General features: G+C 69.6%; 15 protein-coding genes. 9 read left to right on the forward strand and 6 right to left on the reverse strand.

Annotated features, from left to right (window positions below):
- Positions 1 to 30: 30 nt before the first annotated feature.
- The 6 genes from IPH07_21245 (at position 31) to IPH07_21270 (ending at position 7030) form a co-directional block, all read left to right on the forward strand.
- Entirely contained in the window at positions 31 to 1356 is a 1326-nt protein-coding gene (locus IPH07_21245; protein ID MBK6919937.1) for a DUF1552 domain-containing protein, read from the forward strand.
- Positions 1357 to 1416: 60 nt separating this feature from the next.
- Entirely contained in the window at positions 1417 to 2115 is a 699-nt protein-coding gene (locus IPH07_21250; protein ID MBK6919938.1) for a Crp/Fnr family transcriptional regulator, read from the forward strand.
- Positions 2116 to 2223: 108 nt separating this feature from the next.
- The gene (locus tag IPH07_21255; GenBank protein MBK6919939.1) at positions 2224 to 2907 is read left to right on the forward strand and encodes a c-type cytochrome; all 684 of its coding nucleotides are present in this window, start codon (positions 2224 to 2226) and stop codon (positions 2905 to 2907) included.
- A gap of 5 nt (positions 2908 to 2912) precedes the next feature.
- A complete protein-coding gene (locus IPH07_21260) occupies positions 2913 to 4274 on the forward strand; it encodes a cbb3-type cytochrome c oxidase subunit I (GenBank protein ID MBK6919940.1) in 1362 nt (453 codons plus the stop codon).
- Entirely contained in the window at positions 4264 to 5076 is an 813-nt protein-coding gene (locus IPH07_21265; GenBank protein MBK6919941.1) for a CbbQ/NirQ/NorQ/GpvN family protein, read from the forward strand. The genes IPH07_21260 and IPH07_21265 overlap by 11 nt, the downstream gene beginning before the upstream one ends.
- Before the next feature lie 25 nt (positions 5077 to 5101).
- Positions 5102 to 7030, forward strand: coding sequence for a hypothetical protein (locus IPH07_21270; protein MBK6919942.1), 1929 nt, complete (start codon positions 5102 to 5104; stop codon positions 7028 to 7030).
- 26 nt (positions 7031 to 7056) lie between these two features.
- On the opposite strand, the gene IPH07_21275 is transcribed toward IPH07_21270, so the two are convergent.
- Positions 7057 to 8430, reverse strand: a complete 1374-nt coding sequence (locus IPH07_21275) for a methyltransferase domain-containing protein (GenBank protein ID MBK6919943.1) — start codon at positions 8428 to 8430, stop codon at positions 7057 to 7059.
- 106 nt (positions 8431 to 8536) lie between these two features.
- Between IPH07_21275 and IPH07_21280 the strand changes: the two genes are divergently transcribed.
- Positions 8537 to 9658: a DUF2236 domain-containing protein gene (locus tag IPH07_21280; GenBank protein ID MBK6919944.1), complete on the forward strand. Its 1122-nt coding sequence runs from the start codon at positions 8537 to 8539 to the stop codon at positions 9656 to 9658.
- A 160-nt stretch (positions 9659 to 9818) separates the two neighbouring features.
- Here IPH07_21280 and IPH07_21285 read toward each other — a convergent pair whose 3' ends face one another.
- Complete coding sequence (locus IPH07_21285) at positions 9819 to 11531, reverse strand: VWA domain-containing protein (GenBank protein MBK6919945.1); 1713 nt, start codon at positions 11529 to 11531, stop codon at positions 9819 to 9821.
- A 325-nt stretch (positions 11532 to 11856) separates the two neighbouring features.
- On the opposite strand from IPH07_21285, the gene IPH07_21290 reads away from it, so the two are divergent.
- The gene (locus IPH07_21290) at positions 11857 to 13476 is read left to right on the forward strand and encodes a carbohydrate porin (GenBank protein ID MBK6919946.1); all 1620 of its coding nucleotides are present in this window, start codon (positions 11857 to 11859) and stop codon (positions 13474 to 13476) included.
- A gap of 2 nt (positions 13477 to 13478) precedes the next feature.
- A complete protein-coding gene (locus IPH07_21295; protein ID MBK6919947.1) occupies positions 13479 to 15389 on the forward strand; it encodes an alpha-amylase in 1911 nt (636 codons plus the stop codon).
- 92 nt (positions 15390 to 15481) lie between these two features.
- Here IPH07_21295 and IPH07_21300 read toward each other — a convergent pair whose 3' ends face one another.
- The 4 genes from IPH07_21300 to IPH07_21315 form a co-directional block, all read right to left on the reverse strand.
- Positions 15482 to 16132 (reverse strand): hypothetical protein, encoded by a 651-nt coding sequence (locus tag IPH07_21300; GenBank protein MBK6919948.1) that lies wholly within the window; start codon positions 16130 to 16132, stop codon positions 15482 to 15484.
- Positions 16133 to 16147: 15 nt separating this feature from the next.
- Positions 16148 to 16888 (reverse strand): hypothetical protein, encoded by a 741-nt coding sequence (locus tag IPH07_21305; protein ID MBK6919949.1) that lies wholly within the window; start codon positions 16886 to 16888, stop codon positions 16148 to 16150.
- 206 nt (positions 16889 to 17094) lie between these two features.
- Positions 17095 to 17730, reverse strand: a complete 636-nt coding sequence (locus tag IPH07_21310; protein ID MBK6919950.1) for a hypothetical protein — start codon at positions 17728 to 17730, stop codon at positions 17095 to 17097.
- Between the two features lie 76 nt (positions 17731 to 17806).
- Positions 17807 to 19198 (reverse strand): sigma-70 family RNA polymerase sigma factor, encoded by a 1392-nt coding sequence (locus IPH07_21315; protein MBK6919951.1) that lies wholly within the window; start codon positions 19196 to 19198, stop codon positions 17807 to 17809.
- Between the last annotated feature and the right edge of the window lie 66 nt (positions 19199 to 19264).

The raw sequence follows: 19264 nt of genomic DNA on the forward strand, positions 1-19264 counted from the left end.
TCGCTCAGTCGACGAATGATGCTTCGTGGCATGGCCGGCGGTGCCTCCGTGGCCGTGGGTCTGCCGCTGCTCGAGGCGATGCTCAACGAGAGCGGCACCGCGCTCGCCGGTGGCGGCGCGTTGCCGCTGCGGTTCCTCATGTACTACTGGGCCGATGGCGTGAACATCGAGCGCTTCGAGCCCACGCAGACCGGCGCGACCTGGTCGCTGTCGGAGCAGATGGCCCCGCTCGAGCCGGTCAAGGACTACATCAACCTCTGCACGGGCCTGCAGAATCACTGCGCCGATCAGATCACCCACCACGAGGGCATGACCGTGTTCAACGGCTACTCCTTCGTCTACCAGGGCGGTCTGAGCACCGACGCGGGCGGTCCGACCATCGACCAGGTCATCGCCGACGCCATCGGCGACCAGACCCCGGTGCGCTCGGTGCAGGTGCGCGTCTCCAAGCGCGAGAGCACCGACGGCGACGGCGGCACCACGGTCACGGCCATCTCGCACCGCGGCAGCCCCGGCAACCTGACGCCGCAGATCCCCCAGGCCAATCCGGTCGAGGTGTTCAACTACCTGTTCGGCAACTTCATGCCCGAGGTCGACGACCACAGCGAGCGCACCTACGTGCTCGACGCCGTGAAGGAAGACGTCGCCCGCCTCAAGATGCGGCTCGGCACCGTCGACAAGCAGCGACTCGACGCACACCTGACCAGCGTCAACGAGCTGCAGACCAAGATCAACGCGATGCCGCCGTCGTGCGTGCTGCCCGGTGCTCCGACCGAGACCAACGCCGACGTCGGCGGCGAGGAGCAGATCACCTCGGTGGTCGAAGCCCACGCCCAGCTCATCGCCTACGCGTTCGCCTGTGACGTCACCCGTGTTGCGTCGTTCCTCTTCAAGAAGTTCGTGTCGTCGACGATCTTCGATGAGATCAACGCCACCAACATGCACCACTCCGCCAGCCACAACGGCCCGGAGGACATCAACTATCGCAACGGCATCGTGTACATCATGGAGCGCCTGGCGCAGACGCTCCAGGTGCTGCGCAACACCGAGGAGGTCAACGGCGACAACCTCCTCGACTCGACGATCGTCTACGCCAGCACCGACTGTTCGACGGGGAACACCCACTCGATCAATCGCCAGCCGATCATCCTCGCCGGTCACGGCCGCAACTACCTCGCGTACCCCGGCATCCACTATCAGGCGACGCCGTGGAACGGCAGCCATCCCAACCCCAACGCCGCCGGCAACACCAGCGACGTGCTGCTCACGTGTCTGCAGGCCTTCGACCCCGAGGCGAGCTCGATCGGCGGCGGTGCACCGCAGTCGAACACGCCGCTGACGGCCGTGCTCGCGTAGCGCGGCCGCGGCCGCAGGTGCCGTCGACCGACGGGTCGCAACCTGATATGCGAGATGCCCGTGAGCGTCTCGCCCTCCGTGCTCCTCGCGACCGGCCTGCTCCGGCATGCCTCGCCGGCCGCCTGCGACCGCCTGTCCCGACTCGCCCGCGAGACCCAGCATCTCGAGGGCGAGCTGCTGTGGCAGGCCGGAACGGCGGCCGCGGAGCTGACCTGCATTCGGCGCGGACTCGTGCAGATCATCAAGCCCGCCGCCGCAGGCCCGGCGGCCACGCTCGGACTGTTCGGCCCTCACGAGTGCGTCGGGCTGGTCGCGGTGATGGGCTCCCACCGCTATCCCGCTGACGCCGTCGCGATCAGCGATCGCGTGGAGTTGCTGCACGTCGACGCGGCGCAGTTTCGCGTCGAGCTGCAGCAGGAGCCGCAGCTCGCCGACGCCGCCCGGGAAGCCCTGATCCAGGCCACGCAGATGCTACTGGCAAAGATCGACGTGCTCACGGCCGGAGAGGTGCCGCAGCGGTTGGCAACGCTGTTCTTGCACCTCGTCGATCGTTTCGGCGACGTCTTCGCGCATGGAGAGTTGCGCATCCCCGTGGCCCTCTCGCGAACCGTGCTCGGCCGACTGGTCGGAGTTCGCAGCGAAACGGTGATCCGCGTGCTCACACGCTGGGAACGCGGCGGTTGGCTGCGCACCGAAGCCGACGGTTTCGTGATCCGCGATCGCGAGTGGCTACTCGGCCAAGCGGCCGCCCAGTCCTGATCTGGATCAGTCGGGACGAGCCCGCAAGGGCGTCCCTCATTGCAACGCTGGCGGGCATCGCGTTAAAGCAGAGAACGCGCAGCCATTCCGGCGCGCACCGGGGACGTCATGCTCAGCAAGTCGCAAGCACGTGGGTTCTTCCTGCTCGGGACCGCCGCGTGCGCCATCGCATTCGTCGGTCTCACGATCGACACCTTCGGGCAGCTACCCGAACGCACGCACGCCGAAGAGATCACGCCCGCGGTCGCGCGTGGCAAGGCCCTGTGGGAGTCCAGCAATTGCATGGGCTGCCATACCCTGTTCGGCGAGGGTGCCTACTATGCGCCGGAGCTCACGAAGGTGTACGAGCGCCGCGGCGAGTACTTCATCCGCGCAATGCTCGTCGACCCCGCATCGATGTATCCCGGCGAGCGTCGCATGCAACGGTATGACTTCTCGCTCGAAGACCAGGACGCGCTGCTTGCGTTCCTGCGGTGGGCAGGAACCGTAGACCTCAACGGATTCCCCGCGGAACCCAATCTCATGCCCATCGCCACCGCGGGAGGGATCGCAGCCGGCAATAGACCGCAGCTGTTCAACTCGATGTGCGTGGCCTGTCACGCGATGGGCGGACAGGGCGGCCAAATCGGTCCTGCACTCGATGGCGTCGGCGCTCGCCGCGACGCCGCGTATCTGAGGAAGTGGCTCGAGAACCCGCTCGCCGTGAAGGCCGACTCACGCATGCCCAAGCTCCCCCTCACCGACCCTCAGATCGACGAGATGGTCGCATTCCTCAGCCAACAGAAGGACTAGTCGCCATGCGTTTCGAATCTCAGAGAGTCGCGTGGTGGTTCTTCGCCACCTGCATGCTTCTATTCACCCTCCAGCTCGTCTACGGCTTCATCATGGGCTTTGCCCACGCTGGCCACGATGCCCTGCACGAGGTCATCCCCTTCCATGTTGCGCGCGCGACCCACACCAATCTCCTGGTGATGTGGCTGTTGTGCGGGTTCATGGGCGCCGCGTACTTCATCATTCCCGACGAGGCTGACCGCGAGATCTATTGGCCGTGGCTGGCCAAGCTGCAGCTCGTGGGCCTGGTCGTGGTCGGGGTGACCGCGATCATTGGCTTCCACTTCGGCTGGTGGGAGGGGCGAAAATTCCTCGAAATCCCCCGACCGCTGGACTACCTCGTCGTGATCGACGTGCTCGCCTTCATCGCCAACATCGGCATGACGGTGTGGAAGGGCAAGCGCATGACCACGACGTCGATGGTCTTGTTCTTCGGGCTGCTCATGGCCGCACTGCTGTACTTGCCCGGCATGCTACCGACCGACAACCAGACCATCGATTCCTATTGGCGCTGGTGGGTGGTCCACCTGTGGGTGGAAGGGGTCTGGGAGCTGATCATGGGCGCGATCATGGCATTCCTGCTGATCAAGCTCACAGGGGTCGACCGCGAGGTCGTCGAGAAGTGGCTCTACATCATCGTCGGCTTCACGTTCCTCTCGGGCATCCTCGGCACTGGTCACCACTATTACTACATTGGGACGCCACGCTACTGGCTCCTCATCGGCGGATTGTTTTCGGCGCTGGAGCCGGTGGCATTCCTGGGCATGGCAATCTATGCCATCAGCATGGCCAAGCGCGGCGGCCGTAACCATCCGAATCGCGTCGCGCTGGCCTGGACGGTGGGGTGCGCCGTGATGTCATTTGTCGGCGGGGGGTTCCTCGGCTTTGCCCATACGCTGCCGCAGGTCAACATGTACACGCACGGCACACTGGTGACGGCCATGCACGGACACATGGCATTCTGGGGTGCCTACGCGATGCTGGTGCTAGCCATGACCACATACGCGGTACCACTGCTCACCGGGCGCCATCTGCACGCGTCACCGGCCTCGACGTTCGCATTCTGGACCAGCAACATCGGCATGATTGCAATGACGCTGGCATTCGCCGTCGCCGGCGTCACCCAAGTCGTCCTCGAACGCCGCGTCGGCATGGACTTCATCACCGTGCAGAAGGAGATCGAGGTCCACTTCTGGGGCTTGATTCTCGCGGCATCCCTCTTCACCGCCGGAATTCTCGCTTACCTGTGGGTTTTCATTCGCTCGGGGTGGCCGGTTGGACGGACGCTGCAGTCGCAGCAGGAGGGCGAGGACGGGTATGGCGAGTGAGCTCCGGCCCCCTCCGTCGAGTTCGCCCGCGCACGGATGTTGGTACCGCGAAGTCGGCGATGAGCTGAGCTGCTTTCGTGCGGCCGCGGCTGCATCGCTCCCGGTCCTGCTCAAGGGCCCCACCGGCTGCGGCAAGTCGCGACTCGTGGAGGCGATGGCACACGAACTCGACCGGCCGCTCGTCACGGTCGCCTGCAACGACGACACCGGCGCAGCGGACTTGCTGGGGCGCTGGCTGGTCCAGGGCGGCGATACGGTCTGGCAGGATGGCCCCGTGACCCGCGCGGTGCGCAGCGGAGCTGTGCTCTATCTCGATGAGATTGCCGAAGCGCGCGAAGACGTGATCGTGGTGCTGCATCCGCTCGCCGACCATCGACGGGAGCTCTTCCTCGACCGCCACGACGAGCACCTGGTCGCGCCGCCCGAGTTCCGGCTGGTCGTGAGCTTCAACCCGGGTTACCGCCAAGGTGCCAAGGATCTCAAGCCCTCGACGCGACAGCGATTCGTGACGATCGGCCTCGATTATCCGCCCGCGACGGTCGAACAGGAGATCGTCGCCAACGAAGCGCCCTGCGATGCCGCGCTCGCACGGCGGCTGGTGGCGCTGGCGCGCAAGATTCGAGCCCTGGACGAGCTCGCACTGCGCGAGACGGTTTCGACCCGCTTGCTGGTGATGACCGCGCGCTTGGTCATCGCCGGGTTGCCGCCGCGCACCGCCGGGGAGGCTGGCATCGTGGGGCCCCTCACCGACGACGACGAGACCGCTGCGGCGCTCCGAGAGCTCGTCCAATTGTCGCTGTGACGACCTGATGCTGCGGGGAGCGGTCGTGCCACTCGACGAGACCATCTACCAGTTCTTCGCACGGCGCTGGCGACGACTCACCGGACGGACCCGCGGGGCGAGCCGGAGCGTCGCAGACGAAGGCCGGGCGACCGACGTCGTGGCGCTCGGCCCCCGCCTGCGGATCCTCGCGAATGCGGTCGCGTTGCGAGAAATCGAGCTGTGCTTCCACGAGGGCCCACTGGTGATCGCACGCGAGCGGCTGTGGCTGCCGCGGCGGCAGGGGCTGCTGCCGACGCGCGCCGAGAACGATCGCCTCACCGTGCTGACCACGACCTTCGCGGCGGCAGCCGTGCGTCGCGACCTCGCGGCGCAACCCCTGCTCGAGGGCCGCCGCGCCTGGTATGTGAGCGCCTTGGCGCTCGAGCGCGCGCTCGCCGACGAGCTGCCGGGGTGGGCAGCGCAGCGCGGCGAGCTCGCGCCCGCACTGCTGGCCACGCGCCCCGCACTGACCAGCATGACCGGCACATCGGCGCTGCTCGAGGCCGTCATCCAGCATCGACTGGGCCGCACGCTCGCCGAGCTCTCGGGCCAGCGCAACCTCGATGTCGAGTCCGTGCGACGTGCGTGCCTGGCCGACGATGGCGACGAAGCGCTCGACGTCGACGTCCTCGGCAGTGATGCGATCGACGCGCTCGCGGGCGTGCCGTGGTGGGGCCGCATCGCCGCCGCCAGCGAGGTCGCGCTGCACGGGAACCCCGTCACGGACGCCTCGTCACCACCATCGGCCGTGACCACGCAGCATACCTCGCGGCCGCGCACGGTCCAGCGGCGGCGCAAGCTCGACGAGCCAGTCGCGCCCGAGAACCCACTGACGCACTCGTTCGAGAAGGTCCACACCGCGGAGGAGCACAGCGGCGGCAACAAGCACGCCGATGGCTCCGATGAGCTCGACGAACACGGTGACGCGCTCGACGAGCTCGAGCTCGACGAGGTGGTGCTCTCGAACGAGCGGACCTCGTCGATCTACCGCGCAGATCTCACCCTGCTCGCGGGCGCGACCCCGGGCGATGCCGCGACTACCGGCATCTGCTACGACGAGTGGGACGCGGCGCGCGGCCGCTATCTCGCTCACCACTGCCGCGTGCACATCGAGCAGCCGGTGGGCGACGCCTTGGCCGGCGCGACCCTGCGCAGCCGCGTGCAGCACCAGCATCGGCGCGCGCTGTGGCGCCTTCGGGACGAGTTGCGGCGGGTCGAGACCGCGCTCAGGTGGTCCTTCCGGCAGCCCGACGGTCCCGAGGTCGACATCGACGCCACCGTCGACCGCCTCGCCGGTCTCCGCGCAGGTCATGATGGTGGCGAGCGGCTCTACGCACGACGGCGACGACGCGGCCACGACGTGGCGGTGTTGATGTTGATCGATGCGAGCCTGTCGACCGACGCATGGGTCGCCAACCGACGCGTGCTCGACACGGCGCGCGACGGCGTGACCTTGCTCCGACTCGTGCTCGAGCACCACGTGACCGAGGTCGCGATGGCCGGCTTCTGCAGCTACACCCACGAGGACTGTCGCTTCATCGCACTCGAAGGGTTCGACGAAGACGCCGCCACCGGGCTCGCGCGCCTGGCGGGGCTGCGGCCGGCCGGCTACACCCGCATCGGCCCGGCGCTGCGGCACGGCTTCGAGGTCTTGCTGCGGGCTCGCGCGCCGCGTCGGATGATCGTGCTGGTGACCGATGCGAAACCAACCGACACCGACCACTACGAGGGTCGCCACGGGATCGGCGACGTGCGTCAGGCGCTGCGCGAGGGTCAGCGCCTGGGCCTGCAGACCTTTGCGCTCGCCATCGATCCCGCGGCCGCGTCTCACCTGCCGGCGATGTTCGGGCCGCGTGGGTTCGCCGGTCTCCCGAGCGTCGACGCGCTCGCGGTCGCCGGCGCGAAGCTCTTCACCGCGCTGCGACGCTGCTGACGCGGTCGCTTCGGGCGGGCCTCGAGTCAGGCCGGCGCGCGACGCAGGGTCGCCGACCAGACCTCGCGCAGACACGCCAGCACCCCCGGCGCAGCCGCGTGCGCGGGCAGGCCGCGCGTGCTGACCAGCTGGTGCGCGATGGCTTCGACGCTGCGTTGGCCGTCGACCAGCGCGATCACGGCGGCGAAGAACGGGTGAGGCGGCACGTAGGCGTCGAGGCCATCGAAGCGCGGCACAGGCCGCGTGGTGTCGCGCTGCCAATCGGGTGTGGCGAGCTCCGCCGCGGCGGTCGACACCGGCAGCGGACCACGGCGCGCGAGCGTGGTGAACACGGTCTCGACCCGCCCGCGTGTGCACGCCGGTGACTGCATGTAGACCATGCGATCGCAGCGCTGGCGCACCACCTCGAAGCCGGCCGCCACCGTCAACGCGAGTACCTCGTCGTTGGGGTAGCGTGCGGGCAGCTCCGTGTGGTTGGGGTGGTAGATCAGCGGGCCGTGGTTGATCCATCGCCCGTCGGGCGCCAGCAGGCGGTGGATGGTCGGCAGGAACGTCGTCATGTCGCGCGGCACCTCGTCGATGAACCACGGCGTCACCACGGTGTCGAAGCTGCCATCGGCAAACGGCGGCGCAAAGGCGTCAGCGAAGAGCAGCACGAAGCCAGGCGGGGTCGGACCCGGCGCCGCCAGCTCGCGCTCGACGCAGACATGGGCCAGATCCGGCGGCGCGATCGGTAGCTCGAGCAGGCGCACCCGCTCGCCCGTCAGCACGCGCGCAGCCACGAGCAGCGGCAGCGGGTTGATGTCGATCGCGAAGGTGTCGCGGCCGTCGGCGCCGGCGTGGAGATCACGCGCGAGCCGGCCCGCGCCCGCACCGATGACGAGCGTGCGACCGAGCGGCGCGTCGACCATGCTGGTCAGCACCTCCGCCGCCCGTTGGTTCTCCTGCGAGCCATCGGCGTCCCAGCCCCAGTCGCGGTGGACCTGGTGGAAGTACGAGGTCACCGAGCCCTCGCCCGGCACCGCCGCGGGTGCGGGCGTGCTGCGTTTGGCCGGCGTGATGCCTGCGGCCTCGAACAGACCGGTCACCAGGTCGCGGTGGCGTTCGAGCGCGCCGGCGAGCCGTTCGAGCCGCGGGCGGCTCGCGTCCTGCACGGGCTTGGTCGCGAGGTCGACCACGATGCGCGCGCGGGTGTCGTTCATGGTGGCGCGGAACTCGGCCAGCGCGAAGCGCCACTCATCGAGCCGTGCGCGCGCGTCGGGCAGCATGACCGGGATGCCACCCACGCGCGGATGACCGATGCCGCAGGTGTCGCAGCGCAGCGTCTCGGCGTCGGCGATGCCGCCACCGCAACGCGGGCACCGCAGTCGTGCGATCCAGGATTCTGGCGAGTCGGGCACGTCGGGGTGCGCAGCAGACTAGCAAGCGGCACGCGAACACGTCGAGCGCTGCGCCCCCGTTGCGCCCGCTGGCGCCCGCCGCACGGCTGCGCGATCCTACCGACGCGTGACCGCGCTGCTCCCCACCCACGCGTTCGCGCTGCTCGAGGCAGCGCGCGAACGCGGCGATCCGCTGGCCGACGCGGCCGCGCAGCAACCGAGGGCATTCGCCGTGCTCGAGCACGCGCCCGAGCCCGGCTCGCCGCTGGCGCAGATGCTGGCCTCGATCGACCCCGCGCCCGCTTGGCTCGACGACGACACGCTGCGGCGCGGCGGCGAGCTGCTGCACCGCACCGGGCCGCTGGCGCTGGTCGCCTTGGCATCGGGCTCGCTGCTCGAGGGCTACGCCGATCCCCGCGGCAACAAGCCGCTGGCGATGACGGGCCAGCTCGAGCGTCGGGCCTACCGTCGTCTGCAGGAGACCGCGCGCTTCCTGCTGTTGGTCTGTGCACCGGGCGGCATGCGAGCCGGCCACGGCGCCGGCTGGCGCGCGTGCGTGCGCGTGCGCCTCGTCCACGGCCGCGTGCGCAACCTGCTGCGGGCGTCCGGGCGCTGGTCGAGCGCGTGGGGCGAGCCCGCGAACATGCACGACACGGTCGGCACGCTGATGATGTTCACGGTGTTCATGCTCGAGGGGCTCGAGCGCCTCGGTGTGGCCGTCGAGCCCCTCGAGGCCGAGCGCTACTACCGGCTGTTCCGCTACGTCGGTCACGTGCTCGGCATCGACGACACCGTCCTGCCGATCGACCTCGATCACGCGCGCCGGACGACCGCATCGATCCGCGCCCACCGACCGCCCCCCGACGACGACTCGCGGGCGCTCACCCACGCGCTGCTGCACGCGCCCGTCCACGACGCGGCCTCGGTGCCCGAGCGATTGCTGGGCGTGGCGCTGCGGAGCGCGTTGGTCGGCGGTGCGCACCTCGTGCTCGCGCCCGAGCTGGTCGCGGCGCTGCAGATCCCACCGACGCCGACCCGTCACCTGCTGCGGCTCGCACGGCCGCTGTGCGCGGCATGGGACCGCATCGGCCATCACCGCCGCACGCGCGCGTGGGCGGTGCGATCGGGCGAGCGGATGTGGCGGGCCTACGTCGACTACGGACTGCGCGATCAACCGCCGCCGTTCGCGGCGCCCGACGACCTGCAGGGCCGCAGCCGCGCCGAGCCCGGCGGCCGCTCGGTTGGCTAGTACCTCGACACAGCGATAGTGACGGGCCATAACACCGCCCTGACCGCGCCTCGCTGCGTTGCCGCACCTTGAAATACGCCCGGTATTCCGGCGGCACGGCGCCTTGCGGAGTCGCGGCCATGACGGCGTTCTGACCCATCACTATCGCTGTGTCGAGGTACTAGTTGGAGTCCGAGCCGACGCCGTCCGGGCTGGGGCAGTCACGCTCGGGCAGCTGCGACACGATGCAGTTGGCTTGGATCGACGAGCCCGCGGGTCGCTCGCCCTCACCGGTGCGCAACACCTCGAACTCGACGTTGTAGCCCTGCGCGATGCAGTCCGGATCGAGATCGTCCGCCGTCTCGTCGTCGTCCCCTGCGTTGCGATCGGTCTTCAGGCGGTAGCAAACCGCGGCGCCCGCGGGGAACTCGGGTGCCCCCGAGCTCCCGCCGCAGGGCGGGACGTCGTCCTCGTGCTCGACCGCGTCGAGGTCGCGCCACAGCTCCGTCATCGTGCACTGCGGATCGAGCTCGGCGGTGGTGATGTCGGTATCCGCCACGCAGACGGGCATGCACGCGGGCGCGATCTGCTGCGTGATCGCGTCGGCGATCTGCTGCAGCGCCGGCGCGTAGTCATCGGCACACACCGAGTAGAGGTTTCGATCGCGGACGTCGCCGCTGAGCGCGAACGCATCGGCGAATGCCCGCAGCCGCACCGGCGGCACCGCTCGACCGGCCGCGCTGGAGCAGCCGGGCCCGATGCCATGCTTGCGCTGGAAGTCCGCGTCGGCGGCCCCCGCGTCGGCGTAGGTGATCTCGGCCATGCCCTCGTCGTAGCCGGAGGGCACCCCACCGAGCACCGCCACCAGCACCTGGGCGGTCGGGTTGATGCGGCGCTTGTCGTCCTCGAGGTCCTGCAGGAATTCGACGTACTGCTGCACGTCGTAGAGCACGCCGTGGTCGGGATCGGCTGGCGCACCATCGACGCCGAAGTTCGCCGGCTGGCAGTCGTCGTACTGCCCGGGGCCACCGCTGCACTCGACGCCCGCGAACCAGCACACCTCCGAGGTCGGCGCGGTGGCGTCGGCGTTCTGCTCGCTCCAGAACACGTGGTTGCCGTCGGGGCGCCACACGGTGTCGAACGCATCGTCCTGTCGCGCCGAGCAGTCCTCCTCGTCGGTCACGAACACCACCGAGAGGATCGCACCGGGGCGTACGAAGCCGTAGCCGGGTTCGGACTCGGCGAACGTCCGCGTCAGTGACTGCCGCATGGCCTCGAGCGGTGCCTCGAAGCCGCAGCCGGCGATGCCCTGCGGACCGAAGCACTCGAACGCGTCACTCGGCGAGACCCCCTCGGGGAGGTTGGTGACACCCGCGATGCGCTCGATCCACGGGCGCGAGCTGGCCGCGGGATCGTTCAGGGTCGCGGTCGGTAGCGTCGCGAGGCCCGGGAAGCGGCAGATCGCTCCGCACGCGTCATCGAAGCTGTCGATGGTGCCGGCCTCGTCGGGAAACACGAACTCCGCCCTGCGATCGAGGCAGCTGCTGGCCTGCAGTCGACCCTTCTCGGGGCCGGTGGTGCCACAGTACACGCCGTGGCCAGCGTCGGTGGTGGTGATACCGATGCGGTAGTTGGCGTCGACCTCGGTTTCCTCGAGGGCAGCGACGAAGCGCTCGAAGTTCCGCGCGAGCGTGGCTTGCTCCTCCGCCATCGACCCCGAGTTGTCGATGACGAACAGGATGTCGACATCACGCACGACGGTGATCGCGGTTTCGCCGGATCCGACGCCCTCGGTGTCGTAGTTCACGGGCTTGAGTGGATGATCGAGACATGCAGCGACGCAGGCGCCCAAGCAAAGGCCCGCGGCTGCACCGATGCGGTGCAACGACTTCATCTGTGCTTCCCCCTCGAGACGCGACGTTGGTCCTTCGCGCGTCTCGCTTCCGTCGGTTCACACGCCATGCCACTACGACGGGTTCCCGAACCTCCGCCCGCACCGCGACGCGGACGACTCGCCAACCGTGTTGCCGTCACCCGTCGGCTCCGGCGCGGTTGGCAGGCCGCCAACCGCGTTGCAGCGGCCGATCGCGGGCCCCCATCGGCCGTCCGGGCTTTTCGGGTAGAGTGCGCACGACAAACCCGTGCGTCGCCTTCCCCGATCATCCCGGCTCCTGAGGCTCGCCCGACCGCTCGCGGCCGCGGCTGCCCTCGCCTCCCAGGTGAGTCACGCCCGAGCCGCCGAACCGGGTGCTGCGGAGCCGGAAACCTCCGAGCCGTCCGGGCCGGTCGACCCGCCGCGCGCAGATTCAGGCGACGCCGATGGGCACGACGCCGAGCTCGAGCGAAGGGTCGAAGCGCTCGAGCGCGAGCTCGCCGCGCTGCGCGAGGCCGAGGCCAAGCGCGCGACGAAGCCGATCGAGCCCGCACCCCGATCCACCGACACGAAGTCCGCCGCCCTACCGGCGTCGCCCAAGGACGATCATGGCGCGAGCGCGGGCGACTCGAAGGACAACCGCACGCCCGACTACGCCGAGGGCTTCCACTTCGGCTCGTACGGTCGAGTCATCGCGGGCGGCGATCACCGCGGGCGGGCGGGTCGCGACGGCGACATCGTCGCGTTCGGTTCGCGCCTCGACGAGTCGAACTACGCCGAGCTCGAGCTGCGTCGCGAGGACTACTGGGAGCAGACCGACAGCTACACGCGCATCGTCGCGACCGCGGCGGTCGCCAACCCGATGTTCCACTACAACGGGGTGTTCGCGGCCAAGCTCGCGATGCGCAACCTCTATATCGAGGAGTCGGGCCTGGGCCTGAAGCACCTCAAGGTGTGGGCGGGCTCGCGGATGTACCGCGGCGACGACATCTACGTGCTCAACTTCTGGCCGCTCGACAATCTCAACACACTGGGCGGCGGGCTCAGCTACGAGTTCATCCCCAACCTCGTGCTCAAGCTGCACACCGGCGTGAACCAGCCCGACAACGCGTTCTTTGGTCAGGACGTGTCGCGCCCGCGCCCGCTCGGCCAGGTCGGTGCGCAGAACGTCCGCATCGCCGACCGGCAGAAGTCGATCTCGAGCATCAAGCTCAGCCACATCTTCGGCGTCGGCACGCACGGCGGCGGCATCAAGCCCGTGGTCTACGGCGAGGTCCACTACACGCCCAAGGCCCAGCGCGAGCGCGAGACCCAGCAGTACGAGAGCCTGCCCGACGACATCGGCTACCTCGTGGGCGCGCAGCTGGGCCTCTTCACCGGCCAGCGCAGCACCCACCTGAACCTGGTGTTCCGCTACGCCGGCGGGCTCGCGGCCTACGGCGAGCTGAACGCGCCCTCGCGACTGTCACCCGCGCGCACCAGCAAGGGCGCGCGAGAGATGGTGATCGCGCTGTCGGGCAACTACGAGGTCGGCCCGTTCGGCGTGTTGCTGGGCTCGTACTTCCGATCGTTCCGCAACGCGAGCCCGGGCCTCGACGTCGACGACGTCGACGAGGGCATCGTGCTCGCACGCCCGACGGTGTGGTTCGGCAAGATCGCCGGCCTGTCGCTCGAGGGTTCGTACCAAGCCCAGCGTCGCGGCGTGCTGGTGCCCAAGCCCGGCGGCGGCCTCGCGCCGCAGCTGGGCCAGATGGGACGCATCGGCCTGGTCCCGTTCCTCACGCCGGCCGGGCGCGGCAACTATGCTCGCCCGCACATCCGCGTGATCTATCTGCTGACGCTGCGCGACGCCGGCGCGCGCCGGCTCTACCCCGCCGACGACATCTACGCGATCCGCAAGGTCGACCACTTCATCGGGCTCGGCGCCGAGTGGTGGTTCGGCTCGACCAGCTACTTCCGGGACTAGCCATGACGCGCCACGCCCTCCTCTTCGCGCTCGCGGCCGCCTCGACCGGTTGCATGGACTTCGGCGACGTCGAGCAGCCGATCACGCTGGCCAGCCACGTCGACGACTGGCGCGACGAGATCATCTATCAGGTGCTGGTCGATCGTTTCGCCAACGGCGACGTCAGCAACGACTACGGGGTCCGCTTCGACGACCTCGCGCGCTACCAGGGCGGCGACTGGCGCGGCCTGCGGGACAACCTCGACTACCTCGAGCAGCTCGGCGTCACGACGCTGTGGATCTCGCCGATCATCCGCAACGTCGAGACCGACGCGAACGTCGACGGCTACCACGGCTACTGGGCGCAGGACCTCGCAGCCCTGAACCCGCACTTCGGCGACATCACCGAGCTACGCGCATTGGTCGACGACGCCCACGCGCGCGACATGAAGATCGTGGTCGACATCGTCACCAACCACGTCGGCCAGGCCTTCTATTACGACCTCAACCTGAACGGCGTGCCCGACATCAACTTCCAGGGCAACGGCTCGGGCAACAACCCCACGCGGCACTACACGGAGTACGACCCCGACTTCGACCCGCGCGGCGTGCAGGCGTTCACCTCGCTGGGTGAGGCCGGACCAGCGCCGATCGTCTTCCAGTACGACCCCGCGACTGGGCACCTGCCGCCCTCACCGGTGCTGCTGCAGGATCCCGCGGCCTACAACCGCAAGGGTCGCACCTTCGACTTCGACGACCCCGACCAGCTGCTGCACGGCGACTTCCCCGGCGGCCTGAAGGACATCGACACCAGCCGCTGCGACGTGAAGCAGATGATGGTCGACGTGTTCGCGACCTGGGTCGAGCAGACCGACATCGACGGCTTCCGCATCGACACGGTCAAGCACGTCGAGTACGAGTTCTGGCGTTTCTTCACCCAGCGCCTGCGCGCGCGACTGGCCGCAAAGGGAAAGCACGACTTCCTCATGTTCGGCGAGGTCTTCGACGGGCGCGACGACCTGCTGGGCAGCTTCACGCGCCACGACGTGCTCGGGCCGGCCGACCTCGCCGGCTTCCTCGGCAAGCCGGCGGCACCCGACCCCAGCGACGAGGACCAGCTCGCGGCCGAGGCCGCGTGCGTGCCCGATGGCGTGCCGTTGCGCGGCGACCAGCTCGACAGCGTGTTCTACTTCTCGCAGCACTTCCAGGCCATCCGCGACGTGTTCCAGCAGGCGCAGTCGACCGATCGCATCGAGGCGCTGTGGACCGCGCGACAGACCAACTGGGGCGACACGCCGAACGAGGACGGCATCGGCGTCGCGCCGCGGGACATGCCGATCAACTTCCTCGACAACCACGACGTCCCGCGCTTCCTCTACAACGTCCGCGACCAGGACCCCGAGGTCGCGCAGGCGCTGCTGCACAACGCGATCGCGTTCACCTTCACGGCGCCGGGGATCCCATGCGTGTACTACGGCACCGAGCAAGGCTTCGACGGCGGCAATGACCCCGCCAACCGCGAGCGTCTGTGGGACACCGGCTTCGACATCACCAACCCGACGTTCACGTGGGTGCAACGTCTGGCGCAGCTCCGCGGGCGCTACAAGTCGCTGCGTCGCGGTGGCATGCAGGTGCTGTGGTCGACCACCGCCGTGGGCGACGAGCCCGATGCCGGCATCTTTGCGTTCGAGCGGCTGGGCGGCGACGGCGGTGGATCCTACGCGGTGGTCGTGTTCAACAGCCACCACGGCCAGGCGAGCACCACCCGCACGCCCGATCGCGCGATGACGGTCGCCGCACCCGCGGGCACCGAGCTGGTCGACGTGTTGGCCAAGGACGGCGAACGCTTCGTGGTCGCCAGCGACGGCAGCCTCGACGTCACGGTCGCGCCGATGTCGGCGGTGATCTTGGTGCCGGTCGCCGAAGCGCAGTAGCGACGTGACTCCGCGAGGCTCTCACGGACATCGCTGCGATGCGCCGTCGGGGCGGGCGTCCTGCCGTCGAGTCGTGGCCGCTGGCGTCTCGCCTACGGCTTGATCACGACCCCCAGGATGAACGCGCCGACCAAGGCGAGCACGATGGCAGCGATGACGATGCGGGGCTTCCAGTTCGTCGGCGGCCGATAGATCCCGCCCGGTCGTCGTGGGTCCACGCCGAAGTCGCGACAGAGCCGATCGATGGACCCCGCCGAGCCGCCCGAGAGCAGGTCCATGATGCCCGATGCATCTCTCGCGGCGCGGGCACGGTCGTAGCGCGCGAGGTCCTCGTCGGTGATCTCGTCGCCGAGGTTGCCGGGCCAGGACTTGCCTTCCTCGGTGCCCTCCTCGTCCGCGAAGAAGTACGTCGACTCCCAGGGCTGAGGTTCCCCTTCTCGCGTGATCCAGCCGCCCTGATCCGCGGCGTACTGCAGCTTGCGCACCAGCCTTCCCGACTCCCACTGCTCGATCTCCTCGACGCTGGCGGCGGTCTGCACGGCGAACGCGAGGACGGTGCACCCGAGCTCCTCCGAGATGGCCTTGGCGAACGGCGGCAGGCCCAGGGCGCCGAGTCGAACCTCCGCCTGCACCAGTAGCCGGGGCTGGTCCTCGACGTCGAGCACGATCCGATGGCGCGCAGCGGCAGCCCTCAGCTCCGCGGGCGGGGCTCCGTCGATGATCGCGCCGATCCAGGTCGACATGCAGGCGTAGGGGCGTCACCGCGGTGGAACGGCCACGCCCGCCGCACCGCCCAGAAACTCGAGCTCGACGACCACGACCACGACCGAATCGACCAATTCGGGGGGCACGGCATGCACGCGCAGGCGTTCGTCGGTGCGAGAGCACGAGGTGTCGACGGGAACGCCATCGCCACTGCACTCGCCCCGTAGTTGTCGGAGTTCGCGCTCCGTGAATGGCACCGTCGACCGGCGCGCGACGATGTCCTGGACGTAGCCCAGCATGCTGCCGGCGAGCTCGAGGCGAACCACGGAGCCACCTGCCGTCGACGCGGTCTTGCAGCTCGAACGTGGGTCGATCGGCAGGTCCTCGAGCCAAGCGCTCAGGATCGAGCGATCGTCGGCATCACAATCGTCGGCCACGGCCGCGCGCGCGAATCCTTCGATGATCGCTCGCTGCGCGGGCGTGCATGCTTCGGCATCGGGGCCGCATGGTAGGGGCCCGAACCGGTCGCGCTCGAGTGGTGGAACCGTCATCCCGGCGTCGCGGGTCACCGAGCCCGCGGGTTCGCTCCGCTCCTGCTCCGCGCTCGCGCGCGTCCCAGGCCCGCTCGTCCCCAGACGTTCGCGGCACCCTGCGAGGTCGATCAGCGCAGCCAGCCCGGCAGCCGCAACACGCAGGCGCGGCCTCGTTCCGCTTCTTCGCCGTGCGCTCACCAAGACACCGTCAGCGTGCCTCTCGGCCTGGCCAGCGTCAACGCGGTCGTCACCGCGCTTCACCGTTCGACCGACCGCATCGCGACGTCCACGGCCATGCCGTTGCCGTGCCCGTCCCCACCCGTGCCCCTGCCCTCCCCCCGCCCGAGCGAGTTTCCCTCGCGGATCCCCGGCGAGCCGCGCATGTCCGTCCCACGACCTACGGCGATGCGGCAACTGCACTAGCTCGGCCCTGACCGCAGGACTCGTCGCTCGAGCGAGCGCCCATGTCACTCGAAGCCGGCGAGGTCGAAGCTGAGCGTGAAGGTGTTGCCATCCACGCTGCCGTCGACGATCCACAGGCGGTAGCGCGCACCGTCCTGTTCGTCGCGGGCGAGGATCGCGGTGCCGATCAACGCGTCGAGGAACGCTTCGTCGCCGGTGTTGCCGCCGAAGTAGATCCGCTGGGTCCACTCGCAGCCTTCCTCGTCGGCGGGCACATCAGTGACGCTGTCGAAGGCGCCTCGCTGGCACAGCATGGTCGGCGCATCGTCCTCGCCACGCAGCGAGCCGAGCGAGAGCTCGTACGCGATCACCACGCCGAGATCGAAGCTCCCGTGCTCGCGCCCCTGGCTGGTGCTCGGCGACAGCTCGATGACCTCTCCGGTCGCGAGATCGACCCCCGTCGCGGGCACCTCGAAGCCATCTTGCAACGTCACGTGGTGCACGACCACCGGCGCCGCGCCGCTGCTGTCGAGGCCCTCGCTGTCATCGGCACCGTCGCTGGCCTCGGCGCCGTCGCCCTGCCCGTCATCGCTGCCGTCGGCACCACCCTCGCCACCGACCGCGGGCGCATCGTCTCCGACGAGCCGACCGGTGCAACCTCCGAGGGTGAGCGCGACCACGAGTGCAGGGACCAAGCGCATGGCCGCATGCTGCGATGGCCACGGGCGGCCGGTCAACGGCGCGGGGATGAACGCCCGCCGCGCGTGCGCCGGCGGCCTACGTGGGCGGCGGCGCGCCGGTGGCGGCCGCAGCGGCCTCCTGCGCGCGAGCTTGCGCGAGCGCCTCGGCGATCTCGGGGTGCTCCTCGAGCAGCTTCGGGTCGTCGGCGATCATCTGCTCGAGCTGCTCGAGTGTGACGTCCGTGCCAGCGCTCATGGTGCGCTCGTCGAGATCGACGGTGAAGTCGAACGTGCGGGTCAACGACTCGGCGGGGTTGGCGAGGTCGAAGGCATAGATCGACTCGCGCACGCACTCCTGCATGACCTTGGCGCCGACCGAGTCCTCGACGACATCGACGTTCTCGACGACCGCGCCGACGTCGGGGTCGCTGATGACCGCGGCCTTCATCGAGATGCGGCCCTTGGCGCCCGCCGGCAGCAGCTCGACGCAGTCCTTGAAGGCCTCTTGCAGCTGCTCGACCAGCGAGCCGAACAGCGGCCGCAACGGCGCCGGAACGTCACCGGCGCTCACGGCCTCGACCGGCACCGCGGTATCGGGCTCGGGCGTGGGCGCAGGCGCTTCGACGGTCGGCGCAGCGGCGGCACGGGCGAGGCGTCGGGCATGGATCTCGTCGCGTTTGCGGGACCACGTGCTGCGCTGCGCGTCGTGCTTCGGCGATGACGGCGACGACACCGACGGGGTCGCCGACGGCGGCAGTGGTGCGACGGGTGCACTCGCGGTGATCGGAACCGACGCCACCGCGGCCGCCGTCGGCGTGCGGGCTTGCAGCCACCATGCGGTCGAGATCGCCGCCACCGCCACCGCACCTGCGGTCATCACCTTTGCGCTCACCATCGTCGTCACCCCCATCGCCGGCAACGCCGGCCTCGTCAGCCCGACCGCGGGCATCAACGCCAACGCCCAGCGCTCGCGTCCGCCGTGGCGCTCGTCGAGCGCCGCACGCAGCCGCGCGAGGATGCGATGCACGCGACTGCGCACCGCGACCGCGGTCGAAGCGTGGCGCTCGGCCAGCACGTCGATCGCCAGCCCCTCGACGAAGCGACCCTCGAGCAGTGCCCGATCGTCGGGCCCGAGCTCGTCGAGCGCATCGGCGAGCGCGCGCAGGACCCCCGAGAGGTGGACCGCCGACTCGATCGAGACCTGCGGCGCGCTCGCGGTCGACGCGGCCAGCTGCTCCCTTCGCTCCCGTCGGGTCGCCGCGCGGGCATTCATCGCCGCGCGATGACGCAGCACCTTGGCCAGGAATCCCCGCCAGTGGCTGCGGACCTCCGGCTCGGCGTGCATCACGTCGAGCCAGGCGTCGTGCACGAGGTCGTCGGGCTCGGCATCGGCCGAGCCGTGCGCCAAGCGTCGCGCGAGCCCCCGCAGGAACGGGAGCTCGGCCGCGAACGCCAGCGTCGGGTCGAGCGGTGTTGGGGTGCGCGTCATCGGGCTGCGCAGGTGGGATGCCGCCGCGGGCCGAAGTGTGGCAGCGGCCTCGCTCGCGTTTGCTCA

It is taken from the genome of Deltaproteobacteria bacterium (genome assembly GCA_016709225.1).
In the GTDB taxonomy this organism is placed as follows: Bacteria; Myxococcota_A; Polyangia; order Nannocystales; family Nannocystaceae; genus Xiheibacterium; species Xiheibacterium phototrophicum.